Source organism: Carboxylicivirga mesophila (assembly GCF_018271975.1).
GTDB classification, from domain to species: Bacteria; Bacteroidota; Bacteroidia; order Bacteroidales; family Marinilabiliaceae; genus Carboxylicivirga; species Carboxylicivirga mesophila.
Genome location: NZ_JAGUCN010000015.1, coordinates 19,605 through 31,960 on the forward strand (window position 1 = coordinate 19,605; position 12,356 = coordinate 31,960).

The window sequence follows — 12,356 nt, forward strand, 5'->3', positions numbered from 1 at the left end:
TTGATTATACAATACAAAAAAAGGACTGTCTGGCAGTCCTTTTTTGTGTTATTTTAATTTCTTATTGGGTTACACTTCCTCTACCGGAGCTTCAATTTTTTTAAATAAGACACTTAATTGCCAGCGATACTTGAAAGCCAGTGCACCTACAAATACCAGTGATGCTACCAGCAGAGTTCCTAATTCTTTTGATGGATCTATTTCATGCGCTTTTAATAAAGCATCGGTTTGAAAAGCCAATCCATCGGCAGTCACAAACATACTTATAAAAACATTGTTGACTGCATGCGCTCCCATGGCCAGTTCAATACCATCATCAAATACCGAAATAAGCGCATAAACAAATCCCATAATAAAATACTGAGGCATCATTACCCAAAAGCCAAACTTCTGAATTTCTGGATTAGTGCCATGCATCAAAGCAAAAAATACAGAAGGAATAATAAGTACCAGTATACGATTCTTGAAAAGACGCCCTATGCCTTGAGCCAGATAACCTCTGAACAATATCTCTTCATAGAATGCTTGAAACGGGATGAGTAAAATGGAGACTAAAGCCAATACTATTAGCGCATTCCAGTTTAAGCGCATCTCATAATTATCAATATTCATATAATAATCGACCACCAGGGTAAAAGCCATTATCATCCCCCACAAACCAGCTCCAATAATCACACGTCGCCAACGAATAGATTTAGTTCCATTAATAACCGTAGTAAATGAGCGCTGATGAAAGGCTTTAACAAGCACAACAAATAATACAAGACTGAGAATAAAAGGCAGAATAATCAAACCCAGGCCAAGTGAAGAGTTAATTCCCATGGCCGCAAAATCCATACTCTGAACAGCGCCTGTATCAATATTACCTGAGCCGGCCCATGCCAGTACCACCAACAATGGGATGGCTCCGAAGAACTGACCACCAAGGAATGAAATAAGTATTAGTAAAAGGTATTTCCACCATTCGTTTTGTCCGGTGTATGAACTCTCTAGATGCTTCATGTGTATGTGTAAGATTATGTGCTGCTAAAATAATTATTCTCAGCTCTTCGGCCATGTCGTTTAAGGACAAGATTGATACTTTAGTCAAACAAAGACAATAAAAAAGCGCCCGAACTAACATCCTGGCGCTTGTCAATATCATTCATCCAACTAATTAAGGCATTGGCAAAATTTGCTTGCCATACACCTCAACCAAAAGTGTTCCGATAGCAATGTATAAAGCACTTGCTCCACAAAATACACCTTCGATACCAGCAATAGTATGAATCAGGTGACTACCTGTAAAGTTGGCTATAGCCAATAGTGCAAAAAGCACTACAACAGTTCCAAATAACCAAATCATGGTTTTAGTCATTTTAAGGGTAGCAATCCACAATCCAAAAGTAAATATGCCCCATACAGCCAGGTAATACCCCATAGCAGTTGCTGAAGGAGCCTCGCCCAAGCCCATTTTAGGGAAAATCCAGATGAATACCAAAGAAATCCAGAATGCGCCATAAGATGTAAAAGCCATCATTCCAAACATATTGTTCTTCTTCCACTCAAGCATACCTACAAGAATCTGAATCAGACCTCCCATCATGATACCCATACCCATAATCATTGTATCCAAACCGAATAAACCGGCATTGTGAAGGTTCAGTAGCATGGTTGTTAATCCAAAGCCGGTTAGTCCAAGAGGCGCAGGATTAGTTGTCACATCTTTTGCGATGAAAACGTTTTGTTCCATTTTTTTCTGGTTTTAAGAATAGTAATCTGGTCCATTACCAACTGTCCCCTGAACGGCAATGCACCCTGTAATAAAATCGGCGCAAAAATAGACAAATGCCTGAATTATTAAACTATGCAACATCATACCTCGCCAAAATAAACGTTAAAAGATGTTAAGCCTGAATCAAACACTTATGCCAAAGCCGTTACTTGGGTGCATTACAGCAAAAAGCCCGGAAACAAAATGCTTCCGGGCTTAAAAAGTATGTTGCTATAACATTAAATCAAATCGATGCTGCGCTTAACGAATTTAGTCAGGGCCTCCCCTTTCAACATATTATTCGACAGCAAAGCCAGGTCAATCAGCTGTGATACTAATTTGTTAGATGATGCAAACGATGATAGTTCTGCATCTTTCTTACTATTTAGTTCAGTCAGCTTTTTGTTGATGTCTTCCATTTCATCCTTATCGGCTTGTGGAATCTCCTCATCTTTTTTCCCTTCTTTGGCTTTTTCCAGCTCAGAGCGCTTACCTTCCAGTCCTTCAATCTTATGACGTAAAGACGCTACTTTTTCACCTACTTCTTGCTCTTCCTCTTCGATGATGCGATTTACCAATGGGTGATTACCATTCACCACCAGGTTGTAGCTATCAGGCATTTCGCCATAGAAACTCATTGGGCCACCACCCAGCTGACTCATCTCCTTCATTCGGCGCATAAACTCCTGCTGCGTAATCATCACCGGCGTATCAGTCTCTTCTAATGCTTCAAAAGTTACAATGAAATTGGCCTTATCAACATTAGGCACCTGAGAGCTGAAGATGGTAGTCAAATCCTGCTTCTGAGCAGCAGACAGCTTCAACTCAGCTGCATCTGCCTTAGGTATCAGTTTTTCAGCAATATCACTATCAACACGCACAAAACGAGACTTCTCGAACTTGCTTTCCAGATGGTTCACAAAGTGACTGTCAAGCTGTCCGTCAAGTACTAAGACATCATACCCCTTATTCTTAGCCGCTTCAATAAAGCTGAACTGACCTTCAACATCAGTGGCATACAAGTAAACTAGCTGGTCATCTTTATCCGTCTGGTTGTCCTTAATGATGTTCGCGTATTCGTCGAAAGTAAAGAATTTACCATCGGTATTTTTCAGAAGCGTGAACTTCTTGGCCCGGTCGTAGAATTTCTCTTCAGTCAGCATACCGTACTCGATGAAAATCTTCAGGTCGTCCCATTTGGCTTCAAATCCGTCACGGTCTTTCTTAAAGATTTCCTCCAGACGATCGGCCACCTTTTTAGTGATGTGGCTCGAAATCTTCTTCACATTACCATCACTCTGCAGGTATGAGCGCGATACGTTCAACGGAATATCCGGTGAATCAATCACACCATGCAGCAATGTTAAGAACTCAGGCACTATTCCCTCAACCGAATCTGTTACATACACCTGGTTGCAATACAGCTGAATCTTGTTCTTCTGCACTTCAACATTGTTCTTCAGCTTAGGGAAGTACAATACACCTGTCAGATTAAACGGATAGTCAACATTCAGGTGGATATTAAACAAAGGCTCATCAGCCATTGGGTACAAACCACGGTAGAACTGGTTATAATCCTCATCTTTTAATTCAGATGGCGTACGCGTCCACAAAGGTTTTGTCTCGTTAACTACATTATCCTTTTCAGTCTCTTCTTCCTTGCCATCTTTCCACTCTGTCTCTTTTCCGAAGATAACCTCAACAGGCAGGAAGCGACAGTATTTCTTTAACAGCTTATCAATCTCGGCTTTGGTGGCATACTGCTCATTATCCTTGTCGATGTACAGGATGATATCTGTACCACGGTCGGCCTTTTCTACTTCTTCAAGCGTGTATTCCGGACTGCCATCGCAGCTCCATTTAACAGCTTGTGCACCATCACGGAACGATTTGGTGATGATCTCCACCTTTTCAGATACCATAAAAGATGAGTAGAAACCTAATCCAAAGTGGCCGATAATGGCATTGGCATCCTTCTTATATTTCTCTAAAAACTCGTTGGCACCCGAAAAAGCCACCTGATTGATGTATTTATCAATCTCTTCAGAAGTCATCCCCACACCGCGGTCAGAGATGGTAATCGTCTTCTTTTCTTCATCAAGGATAACACGTACAGGCGCTTCGCCCATTTCACCTTTAAATTCACCAACCGAAGCCAGTGTTTTCAGCTTCTGCGTAGCATCAACCGCGTTAGATACTAATTCGCGTAAGAAAATCTCATGATCTGAATAAAGATACTTTTTGATGATAGGGAAAATGTTCTCGGTAGTAACCCCAATATGTCCTTTTTGCATCGTTACTAATATTTATGTTTTTACATATCAATTTAACGGCTCAAAGTTATCAAAGCCTGTGCCATTCGTCAATGTGTGACAATGCGGCAGACAGTGCTGACAGCCCCTTGCAATTTTGGCAGAAGTTTATGATTAATGCTATTTGATTGATGAATGATGATGGGAATATATGACGAAAAAGTAAACACAGAGGCCCAGAGACGCGGAGTTATACCGATTACGAATCAAAACGATTGATAAAAAATCAATCTGTGATTCAGTTTTTCAGCGTCTATCTCATGAAAAAGGCCACCAGAAGGCAGCCTCTTAATATGGAAATATTAAATTGACTACTACTTGACAATAAACTCATCGCAAAACAGCCATGAAGGTTGCCCGGCACCTGGCTTGCCCTCGGGAATAAGTCCAAAATTAGAGACCTTAACCCTGATATAACGGGCCTCAACACTCATGCCTGTTGCTCCTTTAGCCACCAGGTAAACATTGTTAAGTACTTCGTTTTGTTGCGACTCATTTAGCTGAACTTGCTCGTAAGAACGACCATCTTTTGAAATAAATATCTCCACCTGTTGGGGTGCATACACCCACGAGCCACGCTTATCCAGGAAACGCATTTTTATTTCATTGATGGCAGTCAGTTCGTTTAATTCAATAACGCCCTGCATATCGTTACCGTTAAAGCCTAAAAACGTATCATAGTCGGAAGCCCAAAGAGGCGTAAAGTTCTTGCCCTTTCCATCGCACAAAAAGCTGATTGGGGCATCGTAGGGTTTATCGGGCATCTGCTTCATGGTTACTTTTGCGCCTTTTGCTTTATTGGTAAGGGTCACAAAACGTTCGCCCATCTCCTGCTCTATTGAAGGCACCTCATATTGCTGCTTTAATTTGACCAACTGTGCTTTCAGCTCTTCTATCAGCGTTGCATATTCGGCATTACCATATTGGTTATTCATTTCCTGTGGGTCGGTTTCCAAATCGTAAAACTCCCACTCATCAGTATCAAAGTAGAAATGTATTAACTTATAGCGACCTGTTGAGATACCATAGTGACGCTTAACGGCGTGTATACCCGGATACTCATAATAATGGTAATAAACGGCGTCGCGCCATGCATCTGAGTTTTGCTCCAACACCGGACGCATGGATAAACCTTGCATCTCTTCTGGTACTTCAACACCAGCATAATCAAGGAAAGTCTGCGCAAAATCCAGATTCTGTACCAGCTTGTCACATACCCATCCTTTCTTCACACCTTCCGGATAGCGTAATAACAATGGTGTACTTAATGACTCTTCATACATAAAGCGTTTATCAAACCAGCCATGCTCGCCCAAATAAAAGCCCTGATCTGAGGTATACACCACAATCGTATTATCGGCCAAACCATTTGCATCCAGGTAATCCAGAATTTCGCCTACGCCATCATCAACCGAAGCAATGGTTGAAAGGTAATCCTGCATATAGCGCTGATATTTCCAAATAGCCTTTTCTTTACCACTCAGCTCTGCATCATAATAGGCCTGATTCTTGGCCCGATAGTCATTGTGCCAGTCGACTTTCTGTTCGTCGCTCATACGCTCATACCAGTCGCCCCAGCCATCTCTTATTATATCATCGGTACCGGGCTTTGTCAGTTTGAGGTCGTAGCCTTCAAACATGATTTTATCAATTTCCATTTCCTGCTCCCTGGCGGCACGTCCACGGGTGGAATAGTCATCAAAGAAGTTATCCGGTACAGGAATCTCCGCCTGATCAAATTGATTGAGGTATTGCGGTGCCGGCATCCAGTTACGGTGAGGCGCTTTGTGCTGTACCATTAAGCAAAATGGTTTATCCTCCTGTTTGATGCCTTCGAGCCATTCAATGGCCTTATCCGTAATAATGTTGGTCACATAACCAGGTATACAAACCAATCCCTGCGGCGTTCTGAAGTCTGGATTATAATATTCTCCCTGACCGGGCAATACCATCCATTGGTCGAAACCCGTAGGTTCGCTCTTGAGGTGCCATTTACCAACAATGGCCGTATAGTAGCCAGCCTCTTTCAAGAGTTTTGGAAAAGTGGCCTGCCCGCCATCGAAGGTCACCTCATTATTAATCAATCCGTTTTTATGACTGTGCTTACCGGTTAATATCACCGCACGCGACGGGGCACAAATAGAGTTGGTGACTGTCGCATTTGTGAATAGCACGCCCTCTTTAGCCAGCCTGTCGATGTTAGGCGTTTGATTAAGGCCATGTCCATAGGCACTGATGGCCTGCTCAGCATGATCATCTGATATGATGAAGACAATATTAGGACGCTCTGTTTTGACTGGCGAACATGCAAAAGCCAGCAGTATTACAACAGCAGCCAGTAGCTGATTGATAGTATTTTTCATCTGTTTAGATTATTTATTAATGGTCAGGTGAAACTCTCAAATAAATTTAATCATCGTCTTAGATAATTCAATTTACTTGCTCGTTTCATTGAAAACTTGCTTTATTTCTACATTCAACCCATTTCAGGGTTGCTTTCTCTCTTTTTGTGCTGCCCCGTGCTTTGCACGGGGTTATTATTGTTAATGTCCTACGGACATTTCATTATGTCGAAGGGGCTCTACTAATATAGGACTGTCTCAAAAGTATTAGTTGACTTACAAATCGCAATTCTTACCATAAAGGCTTAAAGAAGGTTTAAGACTTAAGATACAAGACTATAAATGCTCCCATTGGAACAAGACTTGGGTGTTGTCCCCCATCGCCTTCGGCACTTCACCAAGGGGAAGATGCTTAGCTGTTCCACTAATTCTCCTCAATACGCCCCAGGGGACGCACTTCATGACCCTCCATTTTTTGCAGCTTGTCGCCCAGTTCGTAACGCGCCTGTTTGGCAATCGCCTCTAACTCCTCTACTACATCAGGATGCAGGTCTATGACGTTATGTGCCTCCTCAATATCATCCTGCAGGTTGTACAACTCCAGGCCGCATGGCATTTGTTTGGTCCAGCCCGGGAATCCATCCTTTCCCGGAGGGTGCTGACGATAAGAGCGATATTCATGCGGGAAATACAATTTCCAGTCGCCTTTACGCACAGCGTGCAGTTCGCCACCGTAGTAAGCCCAAAACTCATCACGCGGCGTTACATCTTTACCTTTTAGTAGTTCAGAGATATCCACACCATCAATCTTATTTTCGGGCAACCTAGCACCCGTTATTGCAGCTATTGTCGGCAACAAATCAATGGTCGATGCCAGCTTGTCGTTTACCTGCCTGCCTTTTATCTGTGCAGGCCATTGCATCACACAAGGCACCCGGTGGCCACCTTCCCACATCGAGCCTTTCCCTTCGCGCAAGGGGTAAGCCGAACCGGCATGGTTACCAAAACACATCCAGGGGCCATTATCACTTGTAAATACCACCAGCGTATTATCATCAATACCAGCGTCCTTCAGAGCCTTCATCACCTGGCCTACCGACCAGTCAATCTCCATCATCACATCACCATAGAGCCCCTGTTCACTTTTGCCTTTAAACTTATCGGACACCGCCAAAGGCACATGAGGCATGGAGTGCGCCAGGTACAAGAAGAATGGTTCTGCCTGGTGACTCTGAATAAACTCAACGGCCTTATTGGTATATAAAGTAGTTATTTGAGCCTGGTCGTCGAGGTTATGAATCTCCGCCACCTTTTCATTGCCTTCGAGAATAGGCAGAGGCGGATATTTCAATTTCCAATGCTTGGCAACAGTATCCTTCTCATGCACAGATATGCCATCGTAATCAACGGGCCACATATCGTTGGAGTAAGGAATGCCATAATATTCGTCAAAGCCCTGCTGAAGCGGCAAGAACACCTTATTATGCCCTAAATGCCATTTGCCAACCATACCCGTTGCATAGCCATGCTCTTTCAGCATGTCAGCAATGGTCACCTCATCGGGATTTAAGCCAATAAGCGTATCCCAGGGCATGTATGCTCCACGCACATTAAGGCGCTCGTTATAGCAGCCGGTAAGCAGTGCAGCACGCGAAGCACTGCATACAGCCGTGCTCACATGAAAGTTGGTAAATCGCATGCCATTTTCAGCCAGCCGGTCGATGTGCGGTGTTTCAAACTCGGTGGCTCCGTAGCAGGACAGGTCGTTATAGCCCTGGTCATCAGTGAAAATAATCACCACGTTGGGCGGCCTGTTGTCCTTACAGGCAGTGAGGCTCACAAGCGTCAGCAGGAGCCAGCTAAAAACATAAGATTTGGATACTTTCATAGTATGATTACTTGTAAATGCACTGTCATACAAAAATAATCGGCTCCTATCTACCTGTTGTTTTATGTCGGTTCAGAAAAGGTCAGTCATGTTCAAAAAATGCACTATAACACAAAAACGCTCTATCCCTTCGTCAACAAACACGTGAGCCCCACTATCTGCATACTTTTCGAGTGTAATGGCATTCACCCTTGGCCGGCCCGCCAATGAGACAGACCACCCCGCAACCAGAACATCCCCACAAGTAAGAAAGATTTCGAAGCATAGGGTCGAAAAAAGAAATGAAAGTTGTTTTCTCAGGATTAAATTAAATTAACCTCAATCACTTTTGTCCACAAAATATCAATTGTTCCTAAAACGCTCTTGACACTTTTCAAAAATCGTCAAGACACTTTTGAAAAAGTATCAAGAGACTTTTTGATTTTCATCAAGACGCTTTTTAACTGACTACATCGCCAATGTAAAAAACCACCATTTTATAAGTGGGTGTAATAATATTAATGATATTTATTCCTGACGAATCTGTAGTAAGAGATCTTCAATGGTCCTGAGCGCGTGCCGGCTTCCATCGGTCTGGTGCAGTATATAAGCCTTATTGGCATTACTGTCTATCTCAATATTTGGGTAATTACCTTCTTCAACCGTTGTTTGGTAGCCTGTACGGTTAAGGGCATGGCTCAGCCACTTGTACTCCACTCCCTTGCCTATCACCCGGATGGTTTTCATTTGTTCGCGCTCCACCTTAAACGAGCCACTTTCGTTGTCAAACAGTATCCCTTCCTTCTCGAAGAAACGACGAAACCCATTGGCCAGCACCAAATCTTCGGGCACTCCGGCTTCCAGTTGTCGTCCTTGCGCCAATAACCATATTTTATCGGCCAACTGCAAGGCCAAATCCAAATCGTGGGTGGACAGCAGAATCCCCCTGTTACGTTCGCGGGCCAGCTTCTTCAGTAGCTGAACAATTTCAATCTTACTTGGCAAATCCAGAAAAGCAGTTGGCTCATCCAGAATAATCAATGGCGTATCCTGCACCAGTGCTTTGGCAATCATCGCCTTTTGGCGTTCGCCATCACTCATGCACACCAGCTGGCGATTAGCAAATCCGCTTAGGCCCACATCATCAATGGCCTGTTTTACCAGTTGCTTATCGTGCTTAGAAAGCATACCAAAGAAATCGGTATAAGGTGTGCGACCTAAAGCCACCAAATCAAACACTGTCATATTAGGAATCTGCAATCGCTCAGTGAGGACAACAGAAACCACTTTAGCCAGCTCGTTGCGTTTATAGTCAGCCAAGGCCTTGCCATTGACAGACACCTTGCCAGCCATTTTAGGAATAAAACCACTGAGAGTTTTTATCAGGGTGGACTTGCCTGCACCATTGGGCCCCAATAAGCATGCGAACTCACCACGGTGCAGCTGCACATTAATATCCTTATGCAGCACCAGCGACTTGTTGCCACTTTGCCTGTAACCAACAGCTAAATCATTCGATTGTAACAGAACAGCATTATCCATTGGCATTCATCTTTCGGCGTTTAATAATCACTGATATCACAATTGGCGCGCCTATCAGGCCCGTCACCACATTAATCGGCAAAGCCCCATCGAAACCCGGCAAGCGGGCTATTAAGTTACAAAACAGCGCTAACACGGCACCTGCAAGTATAACAGCAGGCATCAATACCTTTTGGTCGCTGGTACGGAACAATCCCTTTGTGAGGTGAGGCACTGCCAATCCTAAGAATGCAATAGGTCCGCAAAAAGCAGTAATGGCTGCGGTTAGTATACCTGTACAAAATAATATAGCAAGCCTTGTATTGCGGATATTAATCCCCAGGTTTTCGGCATAGTTTTCGCCCAACAGAAGTACATTAAGCGGCTTTATCAATAGCAAACTCATGACCAGACCAATTAAAACAATTGGAATTAATATGAGCAGATGTTCCCAACTGACGTTTGAGAAACTACCTAAGCCCCAAATCACATAGGCGTGCACATCTTCCTTGGGACTGTAAAACTTCATAACCCCAATAATGGCCGATGCGGCATAGCCTATCATTATTCCCACAATCAGCAGGATGGTATTATCGCGCAAAGCCTGCGCAAAAAACACGATGAGCAACAATATGGTAAAAGCACCCAGAAAAGCAGCACCTACCACCGTCATGTGACCGAGCAAACCATATCCACTAATGGTAACACCCAGAATATTTCCGGCAAATAACACTACCAATGCCACACCCAGGCCTGCCCCACTGCTGATTCCAAGAATCGATGGTCCGGCCAGTGGGTTACGAAACAAGGTCTGCATCTGCAATCCGCCAACAGCCAATCCGGCACCAGCCAACACTGCAGTAATGGTTTGTGGCAAGCGCGACATTAATATGATGGATGTATAGGCACTGCGTGAAGCCTTTTCGCCCAATAGTACATTTAAAATATCATCGAATGGAATGGACACGGAGCCAAAACCAATATTCGCCATAAACAACAAGAGTAGTAAGGCCACCAATAAGCCAAATCCCAATACCCACTTTACCCGGTGCTCCTCCATTACTACTTGTTTATCAGTTGAAAATAGAGAGGATCATAATCGGGTAGTAATGCAGGATGAAAAGCATGGGCCAAATCACTTAGCACAACATGCGGCTGCAACAGGCCTTTTTCAAAATACCTGGAGTGCGATGAGTTAGTCACCACCACCTGCTTGTTTTTGTAAGCATCAAAATCGGTGTAGCGCTTATCTATCGTTTCTATCTCTTTATAGGTAACCTCAGTTGGGTAATTGATGATGAGTACCCAGAAATCGGTATGCTCAGCCTTATCTATTATTGTCTCATAATCGAGCGAAAGAGAACCCGTTCCTTCGGTATCGTTGTAGATGTAATTACATCCGGCATCATTAAAGAAGTTGGCCATGTAACTCTGGCCGGCAGGTGTGTACCAGATACCCTGATAGATATGCCCGGTAAAAACAGATGGCTTATCCTCCACCTGGCTCACCTTTGCTTTAACAGCTAAGTACTCCTTTTCGATGGCCTCAAACTGATGTTTCGCATTGCTTCCTTCTCCCAGCAACTCACCAACAAACACCAGCCACTCGGCACGCCCCAATGGTGTATGCTCCAGGTAATCGGCATTGGTAATAACAGGAATGCCTGCACTCTCAACCGCCTTAAAATGATTATCCTTAAAGGGGGAAACCATCATAAAGTCAGGCTCAATATCCACCATAATTTCAACATCAGGTGCCACAGCCAATCCCACGTTTTTAACCTGACCACTGGCAATGGCCTCTTGTAAATAATCATCGGCTATATATTGTGGTTCTGCTACTCCTTTAATGGTGTGTTTTACCCCCAAAGCATGCGCATAATTCACCATGGTGGAAGACAGTGCTACCCATTTGCTCACCGGGTATTTTAATACAAAATCATTTTGTGCTTTAAGGACTTTTAACTTCGATTCATCCCTCACCAAAGCAATGGTTTCGGTTTTAGTCGAATCGCCCCATGGGTCGTTCAACACAATCTGACTATACCCTTCAAAGTAATTGATGACAAAGCCTTTGGCATAATGAGGAATATAAGTACTATCAGGTTCTGCAACGCTTGATTGCTTACTATTGCTGCTGGTTCGTGATGTGCAGGACCACATGAGTGCTGCAACTAAAGCTATGGATATGAAAGTTCTAATCATCTCTTTTTCTCCGAAAGAATTCTGAATAAATCGCATTACCAGACAGGTTTTCCGGCTCTCTTTCTTTGCTTCCCCTTCCCATCTATTCACAGACAGTGGTTATTGAAACAAAGCTCCTGTTTCAGGCACAGATTACGGCTGCGGGAACAGCTCAGGTATTTAACCTGATTCCCTTTCTGAATAATAGTAGTGCAAAAATAGTGTTTTATATCGGATTGGTAAACTGAGATTACAAATCATAGGTATGCGCTCAATGCAATACAAACAATTTTATAATGAGTCTGAGCTAATATTGTGATATAAATCAGTAACATCGTTTTATCCATTGGTTTAAATTATTTATATCTTTCGTCCTT

Annotated in this window: 8 protein-coding genes and 1 riboswitch; all 8 genes read right to left on the reverse strand. The window is 43.3% G+C overall.

Annotated features, from left to right (window positions below; genetic code table 11):
* Positions 1-69: 69 nt before the first annotated feature.
* The 8 genes from KEM09_RS13350 to KEM09_RS13385 all read right to left on the reverse strand — a co-directional run bounded on the left by KEM09_RS13350 (position 70) and on the right by KEM09_RS13385 (position 12,036).
* On the reverse strand, positions 70-1,002 hold the full coding sequence (locus tag KEM09_RS13350) for a CPBP family intramembrane glutamic endopeptidase (protein ID WP_212229019.1): 933 nt from the start codon (positions 1,000-1,002) through the stop codon (positions 70-72).
* A gap of 154 nt (positions 1,003-1,156) precedes the next feature.
* Complete coding sequence (locus KEM09_RS13355; protein WP_212229020.1) at positions 1,157-1,732, reverse strand: acetate uptake transporter; 576 nt, start codon at positions 1,730-1,732, stop codon at positions 1,157-1,159.
* A 260-nt stretch (positions 1,733-1,992) separates the two neighbouring features.
* Positions 1,993-4,047, reverse strand: a complete 2,055-nt coding sequence (gene htpG / locus KEM09_RS13360) for a molecular chaperone HtpG (protein ID WP_212229022.1) — start codon at positions 4,045-4,047, stop codon at positions 1,993-1,995.
* 332 nt (positions 4,048-4,379) lie between these two features.
* Entirely contained in the window at positions 4,380-6,428 is a 2,049-nt protein-coding gene (locus tag KEM09_RS13365; protein WP_212229024.1) for a sulfatase family protein, read from the reverse strand.
* Positions 6,429-6,831: 403 nt separating this feature from the next.
* Positions 6,832-8,295, reverse strand: a complete 1,464-nt coding sequence (locus KEM09_RS13370; protein WP_212229026.1) for a sulfatase family protein — start codon at positions 8,293-8,295, stop codon at positions 6,832-6,834.
* A gap of 507 nt (positions 8,296-8,802) precedes the next feature.
* On the reverse strand, positions 8,803-9,816 hold the full coding sequence (locus KEM09_RS13375) for an ABC transporter ATP-binding protein (RefSeq protein ID WP_244825007.1): 1,014 nt from the start codon (positions 9,814-9,816) through the stop codon (positions 8,803-8,805).
* A complete protein-coding gene (locus tag KEM09_RS13380; protein ID WP_212188770.1) occupies positions 9,809-10,855 on the reverse strand; it encodes an iron ABC transporter permease in 1,047 nt (348 codons plus the stop codon). Before KEM09_RS13380 ends, KEM09_RS13375 begins: the two co-directional genes overlap by 8 nt.
* A gap of 2 nt (positions 10,856-10,857) precedes the next feature.
* Complete coding sequence (locus KEM09_RS13385) at positions 10,858-12,036, reverse strand: ABC transporter substrate-binding protein (protein WP_212229030.1); 1,179 nt, start codon at positions 12,034-12,036, stop codon at positions 10,858-10,860.
* Positions 12,025-12,230: riboswitch (cobalamin riboswitch) on the reverse strand. It overlaps the preceding gene by 12 nt.
* Positions 12,231-12,356 lie beyond the last annotated feature (126 nt).